Raw genomic sequence first — 15,299 nt, 5'->3', positions numbered from 1 at the left:
TATTTATTAATGTGCTGCAAGGTAAGAAGCTACACCGTCTCTATTAGCGTTCATTGCATCTTTTCCTTCTTCCCAGTTAGCAGGACATACTTCTCCATTTTTTTGTACATGTGAGTATGCATCAATTAATCTTAAAAACTCTGCTACATTTCGACCTACTGGCATATGGTTTATTCCTTCATGAAAAACAGTTCCTTCTTCATCTATCAAATACGTAGCTCTATAAGTTACATTGTCACCTTCTACAGTTACAACTCCTGTTTCGTCATTATAAACTTCGTTTGTAATATCTAGGATACCTAAAGTACTAGAAAGATTACGATTAGAATCTGCTAAAATTGGGTATGTTACTCCTTCTATACCCCCATTATCTTTAGAAGTATTTAACCATGCAAAGTGTACTTCGGGTGTATCACAAGAAGCTCCTATTACAATAGTATTTCTTTTTTCAAACTCTTCTAAAGCTTCTTGAAAAGCGTGAAGTTCTGTTGGACAAACAAATGTAAAATCTTTTGGATACCAAAAAAGTAGTACTTTTTTATTTTTATTTTTAGCTTCTTCTAAAACATTAAGTTTAAAAGTATCCCCCATCTCATTCATTCCATCAACTTCTAGATTTGGAAATTTTTTACCTACAAACGCCATATTTTTGTTTTTTAAAATATTTATAATTGTTTTTTAACACCACAAATATACGTCTACTTATAGAAGAATTATTGCTACACAATTTTAATTTTTTATAATTAAATAGTTTTTTCTAATCATTAGCAGATTTAACACAAAAACAACAAAAATTCCTACAAAACAAATCTTACACTTACATCTCATATAGATAAATTACACTTTTCTTACGTTGAATTACATCATCTTAAATCTATTTTTGTATTTTCGTCAACGAAAATGAATCAACAATTACTGTATGTTGAAAAACTATATTCAAAATATAATTATCTTATTTTTAATTGGTTTTTCTCAAATTGTACAATCACAATCTTCCTTAATTTCGGATAGTATTCAAAGTTATATTGAAAAAGCTGAAAAATTACAAGAAGAGTACAAATATGAAAAATCTTTAGAAATAGCAAAAGCGGCGCTTCAAAATGCGCTGTATAATAACGATGAAAAAAGTCTCGGGCATATCTATAATATTATAGCCAAAAATTATGAGACAAGTGAAGATGATGATAAAGCTATAAACAATTATAGAAGAGCTTTAACTTATGCTCGTAGCTCTAAAAGTAAAATATTAGAAACAGATCTTTATAACAACCTTGCTCGAGTATACACTAAACATAACCTTACTAGAAAGAAAGGTCTTGACTACTACAAAAGATCTTATGAATATGCTGTACAATTAAATGACACCTCCAGAATGATAAGACCTCTACTTAATCTAGGGGAGTATTATATTTCTAGGAATGATTTTGACAGCTCATATGAATATCTGGCTCCTGCACGAAAATTTGTTCATAAAAACTCTTCTAATCTTATTAAAACAAAATTAAATGAGTTATTAGGAAAATACTATTTAAGTATACGCCAGTTTGAAAAGGCTGAACAATATACCGATAAAGCAATATCATATGCTCTAGGAGAAACCAAAAATAAAAATAATAAAGACGAGCTCATTTCTACATATTATGAGGAACTAGCTTCTTCATATGAAACCAAATCTGAACTCTATGTCAAACAAGATGACTATAAAAAAGCATATTTTTATCAAAAAACACAGTTTCAAAATATCTTAAAAGCAAAAGATTATAAAAAATTAAAGGAATTGAGACGTGCTAATATCAAATATGAAGTTGATATTTTTGAGAAAAGAGCAAAAAAGGCAGAATCAGAACAAAAAGAAAGTGAATCAGAAGTTTTAAAATGGAGAATGAGTATCATATTAGGAGTCATATTAATCCTAATCTCACTAACTTTTTTAATTAGTGCTTATAAAAATAATATCCAAAAGAAAAGGCTAAACAATGATTTGATTAATAAGAATAAAGAACTAATTAGTGCTAAAGAAACTGCGGAGCAGGTATCTACTCTTAAATCTCAATTTATCTCTACAGTTAGCCATGAACTTAGAACTCCTTTATATGGAGTTATTGGTCTTACTTCATTACTAATGGAGAATCCTGATAAGAAAAAGACAAATGAATATTTAGAATCATTAAAATTTTCTGGAGATTATCTACTAGCATTAATCAATGATGTCTTACAACTCAGCAAAATAGAAACTAACGAGATAAAATTAGAAAAAGTATCTTTTGATATCAAAACATTAATAGAGGGAATTGTAAACTCTTTACATACTAAACAAAAGAGTAATAAGAATACCGTTCATATTGATATCGATAGTAAAATAAACACTACTTTATTAGGTGACTCCGTAAGGCTTTCTCAAATACTAATAAATTTAATTGGTAATGCACTTAAATTCACTAGAGATGGAAATATATGGATTAATGTAAAATCTATAGAAAACAATGAAAGTAGCCATCTTTTAAGATTTACTGTAAAAGATGATGGAATAGGAATACCAAAAAATAAACAACAAACTATTTTTGACAGTTTTGCTCAGGTAAAAAATGACAATCAAGAATATGAAGGAACAGGGTTAGGATTGGCTATTGTAAAAAAATTAATACATCTACATGATAGTGAAATTCATATAAAAAGTAAAGAAACTAAAGGCTCTGAATTCTATTTTGATCTTTCGTACGAAAAAGCTATTAAAGAAGAAGGGGTTTCTTTAAATACTAGGGAAAATTTAAGTATCGGAACAAGTAATTTTAATGTTCTTATTGTAGATGACAATAAAATCAATCAAATTGTTACTCAAAATATTCTTAAAAAGAAAAAATACACCTGTAATATCGCTAATAATGGTATAGATGCCATCGAGATGATAAAAAATGAAAAATTCGACTTAGTATTAATGGACATCAATATGCCTGGAATGAATGGTCTCGAAGCTACCAAAGTAATACGTACTTTCTCCAACATACCAATTATAGCATTAACTGCTGTAGAAGAAGGAGAGATCAAAAATCAAGCACTATCAGTAGGGATGAATGATATTATTATTAAACCTTATGATACTCAACAATTTTTTCAGACTATAATGAGAAATATTTCTAAAGTAAAAATATGTTAGGTAGCAATTAATTTAAAAAACACCCCTTCTTTAATTTAAATCTGTTAAACCCTTATCTAGTTTCTTTTGATTATCTTAATTTAGATGCATATATCACACTATTTATTGCTTAAATTATGAACACAAAAAATATAGGTTTTAACACTATCTGCACTCATTTTGGCGAAATTAAGGATCAACAATTCAAAGGAGCTATATCTCCAATATACTTATCTACATCTTATGCTTTTGAAGATGTAGAAACAAAACGTTATCCCAGATATTTTAATACTCCAAACCAAGAAGCTTTATGTAAAAAAATAGCCAAATTAGAAAAAGGAGAATCTTCTTTGGTTTTTGGTAGTGGCATGGCAGCAATAAGTACTACTTTATTTGCCTTTTTACAAAAAGGAGATCATATTATTCTACAACGTGCAATATACGGAGGAACTGCTAATCTTATTAATGAAGAGTTTAAAAAACATGGAATAGATTTTTCTTATGTAGATTCTCTGTCGATAGAAGATTTTGAAAATAAAATACAATCAAATACTAAAATAATATATGTAGAAACTCCTTCTAATCCATTACTATCAATTATAGATCTTAATGCTATAGGTGCATTAGGCAAAAAAAATGGGATTATTACAATAGTAGATAATACTTTTGCCTCTCCTGTAAATCAAAATCCAATTGTATTAGGAATAGATATCGTTGTACATTCTGCTACTAAATATCTTGGAGGGCATAGTGACATTCTTGCAGGAGCAGTAATTGCTAGTGAAAAAAATGTGAATCAAATTTTTGAAGTTGCCAAAAATTTTGGTGGCAATCTAAGTGATTTTACCGTATGGATGTTAGAAAGAAGTATTAAAACATTAGGAATTAGAGTAGAACGTCAAAATAAAAATGCACTAAAAATTTCTAAATGGCTTCAAAAAAATGAAGATATTTCTACTGTATACTATCCTGGATTAAAATCACACCCCAACCACGAACTCGCCAAACAACAAATGAAAGGATACGGAGGCATGTTATCTTTTGAATTAAAAGAAGGGTTAAGTGCCGATTTGTTTCAAAAAAATCTAAAATTAATTAAAAGCTCCATGAGTCTTGCAGGCGTGGAAAGTACAATACTATCTCCTCACCTAACCTCACATGCACTACTGAAAAAAGAAGAAAGGAGTTCTCAAGGAATAAAAGATGAACTACTACGACTTAGTGTAGGAATTGAGGAAAAAGAAGATATTATACATGATATCCTACAAGCTATAGAAAAAGTAAAAAAACAGTATTAAAAATATTAAAATATGAAATTAGACATCTTAGCCATAGGTGCTCATCCGGATGATGTAGAATTAAGTTGCTCAGGAACTATTGCAAAAGAAGTTAGTAGAGGCAAAAAAGTAGGGATATTAGATCTTACCCGAGGAGAATTGGGAACAAGAGGGACTCCTGAAATTAGAGATCAGGAAGCTAAAAATGCAGCTTCGATTTTAGGTATCGCAACTCGTGAAAACCTTGGTTTTAAAGATGGTTTTTTTGTTAATGATCAAAATCATCAATTAGAGATCATTAAAATATTAAGAAAGTATCGACCCGAAATAGTGTTATGTAATGCTGTTACAGATCGCCATATAGATCATGGCAAAGGAAGCAAACTGACCAGTGATTCTTGTTTTTTGTCTGGCTTAAGAAAGATTGAAACAACTCTGGACGGTATCACTCAGGAACCTTGGAGACCAAAACATGTGTATCATTATATACAATGGGCAACTATAGAGCCTGATTTTGTAGTCGATATTAGTAGTCATATTGACAAAAAAATGGAAAGCGTTATGGCATATGCTTCACAATTTTATGATAGTAACAGTAAAGAACCTACTACTCCTATATCTAGCAAAAATTTCTTAGAAAGCACCAAATATCGTGCGGCTGATTTAGGGAGAATTATTGGTGTAGAATATGCCGAAGGTTTTACTGTAGAACGTTATATTGCAGTTGATTCTATTTTTAATTTAATTTAATTTAAAAAAAGTTTTGTAGAAATATAGAAAAGCTTTATTTTTGCACCCGAATTAAAATGGTGGTTGTAGCTCAGTTGGTTAGAGCATTGGTTTGTGGTACCAAGGGTCGCGGGTTCGAATCCCGTCTTCCACCCTTTGAGAATAAAAAAAAGCCCTTATAAGGGCTTTTTTTTATTCTTCCTATCAAATTTAATTATTCATTAGTTTTATTTTTTTCTTCATTAAAAACGTCTACCAGAATTCGTTTTTCTCTATTAGCAATATCCCAAGCAGTATAAAAAACTAATTGTGCGCGCTTAGTCATAAGATCATATTCTATTTTATCTGGTGTATCTGTTGGTTTATGATAATCTTCATGTACTCCATTAAAATAAAATATAATTGGGATGTTGTGTTTTGCAAAATTGTAATGATCACTTCTAAAATAAAATCTATTTGGATCATTCTTTTCATTATATGTATAATCTAAATTTAATTTAGTATACTTTTCATTCATCTTTTCACTAATATTATGTAGTTCAGTGCTCAATCTATCACTTCCTATTAAATAGACATAATTACTATCCTCTTCATGCTTTTTATCGATCCGTCCAATCATATCTATATTAAGATCTGTTACTGTATTTTTGAGAGGAAAAACTGGGTTTTCTGTATAAAACTTAGAACCATACAACCCTTTTTCTTCACCTGTTACATGTAAAAATAAAATAGACCTCTTAGGACCAAATCCATCTTTTTTAGCTTTCATAAAAGCATCTGCTATCTCTAACAAACTAACGGTTCCTGATCCATCATCATCGGCTCCATTATAAATATTCCCTTTTGCATCCACTCCTACATGATCATAATGTGCAGAAATAACAACAATTTCTTTTGGTTTTTCTGTTCCTTCAATAAAGGCTAATACATTTTCCGAGGATTTAATTCCTCCTCTAAAATAACTTTCGGGAATTTCCTGAAAATAATCATCTCCTCCTAAAGGAGAAGGTATTCCCATTTTTTTATATTGCTGTTTCAAATATTCTGCAGCTTTCTTCTGACCAGGCTCTCCAGTATCACGCCCTTCAAAATCATCCCCTGCAAAAGTATATAGATATTCTTTTAATTCTTTTGCAGTAATACTTTCTGCATACATAGCTGCCACATCATCATTATCTATGTTAGAATGCGAATCTGATTCAGACTGATAATCATTTGTATTAGATTTATGACAAGTACCACAGCTACAAATTATAACTAGGCTTAATAATACGATAAGGTTTTTCATGAAAATTAAATTTATACATGCACAATATACTTAATTCATTGCATATGATTATATCAATGTTATCACAAAAAAAATGCTTTTAAAAATATTTTTATCTTTTTTCTTTTTAAAACCAAAAAAGGTATTATATTTGCACCCGCATTCAGGGAATATCTGAATAAGACTAAACACTGGAGAAATGGCAGAGTGGTCGAATGCGGCAGTCTTGAAAACTGTTGAGGGTCACACCTCCGGGGGTTCGAATCCCTCTTTCTCCGCTGAGAATTTACTAAATTCTACTAAGAGCCTGTAAACAATATGTTTACAGGCTTTTTTAATTTTATCAAATACTAAATAACAGTATAAAACAAAAACGTTTTATAGTAATCATACTAAAAATAGATTCGAATTCATTTAAGATTGGTTGAGCAATGCTTCTACCTATTTATTAAATATATCTACAAAATAAAACGCAACATAGTTGCATTATAAAATATTCCTCTTTAGTTTTGCAACTAAGTTTTGTATTAAAAAAAATCAATGATATTAATAAAACAGAAATCAGATATTATAGGAACTCTCTCAAGTTCATTATGTCTCATTCATTGTATTGCTACTCCTTTTCTTTTTATAGCTCAGACTGGTTCAGCAACCTGTTGTGACGCCCCCCCTACATGGTGGAAGTTTATGGATTATTTTTTCTTAACTATTTCTTATTTTGCTATTTATTGGTCCACAAAAACAACTACTCTTAATTGGGTTAAACCTTTATTATGGTTAAGTTGGTTTGCATTATTACTAGTGATCATGAATGAAAAACTAGAATTATTACCATTATCAGAAGCTATTATTTATGTTCCTGCATTTGCTTTAATGATACTACACCTTTATAATAAAAAACACTGTAATTGTAGTACAGATAAATGTTGTACAAATGAAAGATAAAGAACAAGTTCAAATAATTGGGGACAATCATTTTTCAACAAGTATAAAAACACCGTTACGTGCAGATGCATTCGAAAAAACAGATGATGAAAAAATAAAAAATATAGAGTATCATTTTGAAATGATAATGAAAGAGATGGGTTTAGATTTAACAGATGATAGTCTATCTGGAACTCCTTATCGTGTTGCTAAAATGTACGTGAAGGAGCTATTTTATGGATTGAATCCAATTAATAAACCAAAACTTTCAACATTTGAAAATAAGTACGGTTATAAAAAAATGTTGGTTGAACAGAATATCACAATTGATTCCGCTTGCGAACATCATTTTCTACCAATAATTGGGCATGCTCATGTGGCATATATCCCTAAAGACAAGGTAATAGGATTATCAAAAATCAATCGTTTAGTTGATTATTATGCACGTCGTCCACAAGTTCAAGAAAGATTAGTCCTTCAAATTCTTAACGATTTGCAAGATGTGTTAGAAACAAAAGATGTTATTGTCTCGGTAACAGCTAAACACCTTTGTGTTTCATCAAGAGGAATAAAAGATCAAAGTAGCTTCACTACAACTTTAGAATATGGAGGCTGTTTTTCAGAAACTGAAACTCGTAATGAATTCTTGAAAATAATAACATAATAAATAAAAAAATAAAAATGATAACTAAAGAACAAGTATTAGATGCTCAAAACAATTGGGGTAAAGGCGTAGTAAAAATTGGCGCACTAAAAGACAACAGAATTGAATGTGAGAAATTCGCTAACGAATTTCTTGATAAAGCCTATGCTTATGAAGTAGGTTCAGTTTCATTTAAACCGACCAAATGTGAAATAGAACAGTTTAGACCAACTAAACCAAAAGCTTTATCTTATTTCATTGCAGGAGAAGATCGTGCATGTAACGAAGATAAAGGATTTGCTATTCAGCCTTGGACAAAAGTAAGGTTTGAAAATTCAAATTTCATTTTGGAAGAAAACCGTGCAATTGCTATGGGGAATTACTTTTTTACTGATTTAAATGGTAATGAGGCAAAAGTTGAATATACGTTTGGGTATAAACTAATTGATGGGAAATTAAAAATTGATTTGCACCATTCTTCATTTCCATACAATCCAAATGCAGTGGTCTAATGCAAAAATGTTTTTACCTTATATGTCCCACCGACTGCTTAGAATATATTATTAATAGGACATTTAAGTCTGAAAACTATTTTTATACTTCGCTTGGTAATTCTTTTGTCTATGATAGTAAAACAATTGAATATATAAAGGAAATAATTAAAAAACATAATATTAGAGAAATTCATTTTGTGCTTTCTATGGATAATCAAATCATTTTAGATGCATTAGGCAACCATATTTTTTTTGATATTGGAGGATTAAATAATTTCTATAATGAAATTACAAGGCAGAAGGAACACTCTAAAACATCAACGCAAACAGGTAATCGTCAATTCTCAGTTCTTTCTTATTATTTGAATAAAAAAATAAAAGAATTACAATTAGAATTAAATAATTTATCAAATCAATCTATTAAAATAAAGGGTAAAATATATAATAGACATCAGGATACATTTACGGATATATATTCTGATTTAATTTGTTTAAACAAATATCATTTAAATTAAAAATATGAATCACTAATTTGTTCGGATGTAAAATAATTTGATCTAAAAATATTATGGAGTATAGTCGAAGAAAATTTATTTCCTTTATTGGAAAAGCTGGGTTAGGCTCTGTCATCACACCTCAGTTCTTAATAAGTTGTGGCAATACAACTACACCAACAACAGGCTTTAATACCATATCTACAGAAAGACTTAATGAGCTAAAAAAACTTCCTCTAGAAGGCTTATTTCCTTCTGATAAAGATGATTTATTATTGGCTAATGGATTAGATTATCATACCATAATAAAATGGGGAGATAGAATTAGTGATAAAGATACCTTTGGGTTTAATAATGATTTTACATGTTTTATCCCTTTTGATGATGGCAATCCTAATGACGGCTTGTTATGGGTAAACCATGAATATGTAAACCCGCTTTTTGTTTCTGATTTTGATTATAGAAAATATGAAAACCCATTTCAGTATAGAACTATAGAGCAGGTAAATAAAGAAATGTACAACGTTGGCGGAAGCATTGTAAGAATTAAGGAAGAAAAAGGACGTTGGAAAATTATTGAAAATGACCCACTTAATAGACGTATTACTGCAAAAACACCGATTCAATTAAACTGGGATATTCCTATCAAAGGAAAAACTACTGTAATAGGAACACATAGTAATTGCTCTGGTGGCATTACCCCATGGAAAACCTTTCTTACTTGTGAAGAAAACTATGACAGTTTTTTTGGTGAAACAGAATATGATAAAGATAACGTAGCTAGTCATAGACCAAGTAGCCAAGGTTGGGAAAAATTTTATAAGTATCCCCCAGAACATTACGGATGGGTAGTAGAAGTAAATCCTAAGGATGGAACGGCTCAAAAACATATTGCTTTAGGAAGATTTGCCCATGAATGCTGTACCTTATATGAGTTAGATGATAAGCGAATAGTTGCCTATACTGGAGATGATAAAAACAATGAACATTTGTATAAATTTATCTCTTCGAAACCACAATCTTTAAAAGAAGGAATGCTTTATGTTGCAGATACAATTAATGGAAAATGGCTTGCTTTAGATTGGGAAAATCAATCTGTTTTAAAAAATAAGTTTAAAGACCAAACAGAGGTATTAATTAGAGCAAGAGAAGCTGCAAAATTACTAGGTGCTACTGCGTTAAATCGTCCTGAGGATATTGAAATTGATCCTGTAACAGGAAACATATTTGTTTCACTAACCAACAACAAGAGTAAAAACGATTTCCATGGTTCAATTCTAAAAATTGTAGAAACTAATGGAGAATTTGATGCCTTAACCTTTAAAGCTACTACTTATAAAGCTGGTAATGAAGAAAACGGATTCTCTTGTCCTGATAATTTAGCATTTGATTTATCAGGGAATCTTTGGATGACTTCAGATATCTCAGGAAGTGCTATGAATAAACCAGATGGATCTTATATGCCTTTTAAAAACAATAGCTTATTCGTAATTCCAAGATATGGAAAAGATACCGGAAAAGTAATTCGGGTTGCTTCTGCTCCAAGAGATGCCGAATTCACAGGTCCTTGGTTTTCACCAAATGGCAAAACCTTATTTTTAAGTGTTCAACATCCAGGAGAACAAACAAGAGATAAGAGTAACCCTACAAGTAAATGGCCTTTTGATGAAGATGGTATTCCTAAGCCTGCGGTTGTAGCAATTACAGGGGATTTAATCGAAAAAATGAATACTTTAAATCAAATCGAAGTTTAATCGATACACTTTCTAGAGAAATTAAAGTCTTTTGATATCATACTTTTATAGCTCAAAATGAAATTAAAAGTAAGAAATACCAAACAGAAACTACTTTTAGAAAATATAGAAGCTATCATCACGATTGTTGTTATTTTTTTAGGAGTAGGAAAAATAACACTTTTAAGACATTTAGTGAACAGCCATATAGATAAAAGCTGGAGTCCTTTTATTGTTCTAAATAATTACGAGAATGCAAATCTTAATGCTATCTAGTTTATGGATAGATTTCCCCAAAGTGGATTAGCCACTCTTACTGGTAACTGCATTTTTGCTACAGTGATATTAATGAGCTGAAGGATTACGTAAATGCATCCCTCCACGAACGAACGGTATCACTTTAATTGATGTTAATAGTCATTTAAGATGCTTGGTTCTCATTTAAATCAACAACCTCGGAGCAAACTCACGAGGTATGTCTCCGAAAAAAAATATTTTGATGTCGAGGCAAGCTTCGAAGAATTAAACCCTCAATAAGGGATTAAATGATAGGTTTTTACCACCTATACAAGTCACATCTGTAGATGTTAAAAACTAGTAAAAACGTGGAAAACATCGTGAACTTAAATCAAATCAGATTCAAGTATCTTCATTAATTGTGTTCATACATATTAAAAAAATAACTTGTAAAATACTATTGGGTATTCGAATACTTGTACTCAATTTGTTTTGGTACTGAAACGCAATTTATATTTGTATTGTACTCAATACTAAACCAAGCACTCTTCACAATTTCCTTACAACAGCACCTAAGATACTATACCCATAACATAAAAGTGATGCAATTAATTTGCAAAAAAAGTTTCCCATCTACATTTTCAATTTTGAGATACCGTAAGATTTTATTTTAATTGGGATTTTTAGTTAATCAATTGTACTTCACATTCCGTTAGGATATAATTAAAATGTTCTATATCATCAGCATTTAATTTTAATGTTCCTGTAACAGTTATTATAGCATCCGTTTTAAAAGTTTTCTTGGATGTAAATTGTAATTCTATAGCGGTTTCAGCCCCCCCCATTCCACAGAAAAAACAAGATGACATAGGTCCTTTAGATAGTATAAGCAATTTTCCTCGAGGATCTATATTTAAGAAATACCCTGTAATAGTTACTCGTTTTCCTTCTAAAAATTTTACGGAGGGCAAAAATTCTGGATACAAAAATTTTTCTCCATAAGCAGGGAAAAATTTTTCTGTAAATTTAACTTGTGTTAAATCTTCCCAAGTAATATTCTTCTGACTAAAACATGTATAAGAAGATAGAAGAATTAAAGTAATTATAATTTTATTTTTCATTGCTTAAAGTAGTTGATATATTCATTTTTATGATAGGATATATGGCTAATAAAACAGAAAGGATTATCGTTATCACAACTACACCCCCTATTTGTAAGAATTCTTGTAACGGTATTTTTTGGAGTATGTTTTGTTGATATTCCGTCTCTATACTTTTAAACATAAAGTATAGTCCTGTTTTCAATACTATAAATCCTAAAAAGAAAGCAAAAAATCCAATTATTAACCCCTCATAGGCAATCATTCGTATCAATTGAAAATTACTAGCCCCATAAGTTCGCAATAGTGCCAGATCAAAAGCGCGTTCTTTTACCATTTTATATAGGCTAATAAAAATTGTAATACAAGAAATAATAAGTATCATATACCCTATCCAAGAAATTGTTTTAAATCCAATACCAGTATATTGATATAATTTATCCAACTCATATTTTGGTAATGCAGCTTGCATATTGGTATTTTCATTAATTCTTCTTGGAAGTGTTAAAAGAGCAGAAGGGCTTCTAAAAGAAACCAACAAAGAGGTTATTTCTTTTCCTTTCTCATGGTGTTCTAAATAATTTTTATTTTCTTCATGTTCATTTTCTTGATGATGTACATCCCATATACTTTCTAAATTGGTAACTATCAAACGGTCTATTATCTTATTGGTAGATTGATATACGCCAACTACAATTAAATGTTCGGGATGCACATGCATATCATTTTCTACCAACCCATGAGAACTTAGAAAAGCGTCTCCTATTTTGAGCTGCAATTGTTCTGCTACAATAGAACCAAGTATTACTTCCATAGACTTTTTTATAGCGCGTCCTTTCTCTAACTTAGCATTATAAAGCTTTGCAAATTCATTTGTCGTTCCTACAATTTTATAGCCTTTATAATTATCTCCGTAAGAAATAGGGACAGCAGTCTTTACAAAAGGGCTCTTGCTTATTTTTTTTGCATCTTCATATAATATGTTTCCTGTTGGGTTATCCATGTGCAGTACGGAAGCCAAAATTAACTGTAACGGACTTCCTTTAGCACCAATAACTAAATCTATCTCACCTAAATTATTTTGCATTTGGTATTTAAAAGAAGCTTCTAATTGTCTAACTCCTAAAAGAAGGGCAATACTTAATGCTAATATGAAAATACTTAAAAAGGTATATATGGGTTTAGATTTTATATTTTTTAAGCTAATTTTCCAAATATTCATAATGTAATTGAATTTGAAAATAATGACTTAATCCTATGGTCATGGGTAATAACAATTAGATTAGCATTGGTAAGCTTAGCTTGTTTTATAAGTAGTTCAATGACAATTTTACAATTCTCATCATCTAAACTAGAGGTAGGCTCATCAGCAAAAATAACTTGTGGGTTATGTATTACAGCCATCGCAATACCCAAACGCTGTAATTGTCCTTCACTAAGAGTATTTATCGTACTATTTTTACAGTTACTTATATCTAATTGCTTTAATAAAAAATCTATCGAAGTATTGTTTATAGGTTTTTTGCTAAGAAAAAGACGTGTTTGTAAATTCTCTATAACATTCAAAGATTGAATTGCATGTTTTTTTTGGAATACAAGTCCTATATTCTGGCCTCTGAATTTGTCTAATTCTGGATGAGAAATAGAATGGATATCAACCCCTGCAATAACTACTTTTCCACTAATAGGTATTAAAATGCCTGCTAAAAGATGTAAGAGGGTTGTTTTACCTATCCCAGATTTACCTAATATAAGTAAATTCTCTCCCTTACTTAATGCTATATTAGGAAAGTCAAAAAAACGTTCTTCTTTTTTATAATAAAACGTAAGACTATCTATTTGTACCATTTTAAAGTTTGTGTATCTTCACCTTGCTATGGGCCATTGATCCTCCTGAGAGAATAATTTATTTTTCCATACTTGAATTTCTTCATCTGTAAGCAGACATTCATTCAATTGAGTAGTTATTTCTTCTTTGTTTAAATATTGCCCTATAAAAACTAATTCTATTTTTCTGTCTCCGAATAAAGAATCCCAATCAGATTCAATTTCATCTTTATGATCATTAAAAGCTGCATAATTAATTCGTTCTCCAAAAGTCATAGAAGCCCACCAAACACCTGCAGGGTCTGCCTTACAAGAACCACCTGCAGAACTCCATATTAAAGCTTGATTTGGTCTTGATGCTAACCAAAATAATCCTTTGCTTCTAATAATACTTTGAGAAAAATCAGTATTAAGGTAATTTAAGAAACGTTCAGGATGAAATGGTTTTTTACTTCTAAAAATAATAGAGCTTATATCATATTCTTCGGTTTCTGGAGTATGCTCATTTTCAAGTTCTTTTATCCAACCAGCCGAAGCTTCTACTTTTTCATAATCAAACATACCTGTATTGATAACATTTTTTAATGGAACCTTTGATTTATTCGCAAGAATAATATGGGCTTCGGGGTTTAGTTTTTGAATAATGGTTTTAAGCTCTTTAAGTTGTTCCTTGGTTACTAAATCAATTTTATTAATAATAATAGTATTGGCAAATTCTATTTGATCGGTAAGTAAATTAACAATAGTCCTATTATCACCTTCTATATCAGTAAGTGACCTTGTTGTAAGATAATCGGAGCTAGAAAAGTCTTTTAAGAAATTAAACGCATCTACTACAGTTACCATAGTGTCTATATAACTAAACCGACTTAAATCTATTTTTCCATCTTCGCTTTCAAATGTAAAAGTTTGGGCAACAGGAATAGGTTCGCTTATTCCTGTACTTTCTATAAGAAGATAATCAAACTTATTCTGAGTAGCTAGTTTTTCTACTTCTATCATAAGGTCTTCACGTAGCGTACAACAAATACATCCATTAGACATTTCAACTAATTTTTCTTCTGTTCTAGAGAGTGTATTTTCATTTTCAATAAATTGAGCATCAATATTTACCTCACTCATATCATTAACGATAACGGCTACTTTTAATCCTTCTTTGTTATGTAATATATGGTTTAATAATGTGGTTTTTCCAGCACCTAAAAAGCCACTTAAAACGGTTACAGGTAGTTTTTTCATTTATTCAACAATTTCTATATTTATTAGTGTTATAGCCTGCCAACCCATTTAATCTGTTATAGAATAGGTATGTACAGTTATAATTTCTAGCATCTATATCATTAGGTTTTTTATAGTGATATTAATTTTATCACTAGTCAACTCATCTTTTATAATATATCTTTATAAATGATCATTAATGTAATTTAGTTGCAACAATGTT

At 30.2% G+C, this 15,299-nt stretch carries 15 protein-coding genes and 2 tRNA genes; 11 read left to right on the top strand and 6 right to left on the bottom strand.

Going from position 1 to position 15,299, the window contains the following annotated elements; all coding sequences use genetic code 11:
• Positions 1–6: 6 nt before the first annotated feature.
• Positions 7–645, bottom strand: coding sequence for a peroxiredoxin (locus N456_RS14970; RefSeq protein WP_062058935.1), 639 nt, complete (start codon positions 643–645; stop codon positions 7–9).
• A gap of 274 nt (positions 646–919) precedes the next feature.
• On the opposite strand from N456_RS14970, the gene N456_RS14965 reads away from it, so the two are divergent.
• The 4 genes from N456_RS14965 to N456_RS14950 all read left to right on the top strand — a co-directional run bounded on the left by N456_RS14965 (position 920) and on the right by N456_RS14950 (position 5,294).
• Positions 920–3,154, top strand: coding sequence for a tetratricopeptide repeat-containing hybrid sensor histidine kinase/response regulator (locus N456_RS14965; RefSeq protein WP_062058932.1), 2,235 nt, complete (start codon positions 920–922; stop codon positions 3,152–3,154).
• Between the two features lie 116 nt (positions 3,155–3,270).
• Entirely contained in the window at positions 3,271–4,431 is a 1,161-nt protein-coding gene (locus tag N456_RS14960) for a trans-sulfuration enzyme family protein (RefSeq protein ID WP_062058929.1), read from the top strand.
• Between the two features lie 12 nt (positions 4,432–4,443).
• On the top strand, positions 4,444–5,160 hold the full coding sequence (gene bshB1 / locus N456_RS14955) for a bacillithiol biosynthesis deacetylase BshB1 (protein ID WP_062058925.1): 717 nt from the start codon (positions 4,444–4,446) through the stop codon (positions 5,158–5,160).
• A gap of 58 nt (positions 5,161–5,218) precedes the next feature.
• A tRNA-His gene (locus tag N456_RS14950) sits at positions 5,219–5,294 on the top strand.
• Positions 5,295–5,353: 59 nt separating this feature from the next.
• On the opposite strand, the gene N456_RS14945 is transcribed toward N456_RS14950, so the two are convergent.
• On the bottom strand, positions 5,354–6,427 hold the full coding sequence (locus N456_RS14945; RefSeq protein ID WP_062058923.1) for a M28 family metallopeptidase: 1,074 nt from the start codon (positions 6,425–6,427) through the stop codon (positions 5,354–5,356).
• Positions 6,428–6,599: 172 nt separating this feature from the next.
• On the opposite strand from N456_RS14945, the gene N456_RS14940 reads away from it, so the two are divergent.
• The 7 genes from N456_RS14940 (at position 6,600) to N456_RS14910 (ending at position 10,970) form a co-directional block, all read left to right on the top strand.
• A tRNA-Ser gene (locus tag N456_RS14940) sits at positions 6,600–6,684 on the top strand.
• Between the two features lie 262 nt (positions 6,685–6,946).
• Positions 6,947–7,351 (top strand): MerC domain-containing protein, encoded by a 405-nt coding sequence (locus N456_RS14935; protein WP_062058921.1) that lies wholly within the window; start codon positions 6,947–6,949, stop codon positions 7,349–7,351.
• Positions 7,341–7,994 carry a GTP cyclohydrolase I FolE gene (folE, locus tag N456_RS14930; protein WP_062058919.1) on the top strand — a complete coding sequence of 218 codons (654 nt, stop codon included), beginning with the start codon at positions 7,341–7,343 and terminating at the stop codon, positions 7,992–7,994. The genes N456_RS14935 and folE overlap by 11 nt, the downstream gene beginning before the upstream one ends.
• A gap of 17 nt (positions 7,995–8,011) precedes the next feature.
• A complete protein-coding gene (locus N456_RS14925) occupies positions 8,012–8,485 on the top strand; it encodes a hypothetical protein (RefSeq protein WP_062058918.1) in 474 nt (157 codons plus the stop codon).
• A 188-nt stretch (positions 8,486–8,673) separates the two neighbouring features.
• Complete coding sequence (locus N456_RS24540; RefSeq protein WP_158447905.1) at positions 8,674–8,982, top strand: hypothetical protein; 309 nt, start codon at positions 8,674–8,676, stop codon at positions 8,980–8,982.
• Positions 8,983–9,035: 53 nt separating this feature from the next.
• Entirely contained in the window at positions 9,036–10,715 is a 1,680-nt protein-coding gene (locus tag N456_RS14915) for a PhoX family protein (protein WP_062058914.1), read from the top strand.
• A 57-nt stretch (positions 10,716–10,772) separates the two neighbouring features.
• Positions 10,773–10,970 (top strand): hypothetical protein, encoded by a 198-nt coding sequence (locus tag N456_RS14910; protein WP_062058912.1) that lies wholly within the window; start codon positions 10,773–10,775, stop codon positions 10,968–10,970.
• 644 nt (positions 10,971–11,614) lie between these two features.
• On the opposite strand, the gene N456_RS14905 is transcribed toward N456_RS14910, so the two are convergent.
• Genes N456_RS14905 through N456_RS14890 form a run of 4 tightly spaced genes read right to left on the bottom strand, consistent with a single transcriptional unit; the run spans position 11,615 to position 15,097 of the window.
• A complete protein-coding gene (locus N456_RS14905; protein ID WP_062058910.1) occupies positions 11,615–12,052 on the bottom strand; it encodes a hypothetical protein in 438 nt (145 codons plus the stop codon).
• On the bottom strand, positions 12,042–13,253 hold the full coding sequence (locus tag N456_RS14900) for an ABC transporter permease (RefSeq protein WP_062058908.1): 1,212 nt from the start codon (positions 13,251–13,253) through the stop codon (positions 12,042–12,044). Before N456_RS14900 ends, N456_RS14905 begins: the two co-directional genes overlap by 11 nt.
• A complete protein-coding gene (locus N456_RS14895; RefSeq protein ID WP_062058906.1) occupies positions 13,250–13,879 on the bottom strand; it encodes an ABC transporter ATP-binding protein in 630 nt (209 codons plus the stop codon). The genes N456_RS14900 and N456_RS14895 overlap by 4 nt, the downstream gene beginning before the upstream one ends.
• An 18-nt stretch (positions 13,880–13,897) precedes the next feature.
• Positions 13,898–15,097 carry a GTP-binding protein gene (locus N456_RS14890; RefSeq protein WP_062058903.1) on the bottom strand — a complete coding sequence of 400 codons (1,200 nt, stop codon included), beginning with the start codon at positions 15,095–15,097 and terminating at the stop codon, positions 13,898–13,900.
• Positions 15,098–15,299 lie beyond the last annotated feature (202 nt).

It is taken from the genome of Aquimarina longa SW024, assembly GCF_001401755.1.
GTDB lineage: Bacteria > Bacteroidota > Bacteroidia > Flavobacteriales > Flavobacteriaceae > Aquimarina > Aquimarina longa.
This window is presented reverse-complemented; position numbering and strand designations above follow the sequence as displayed.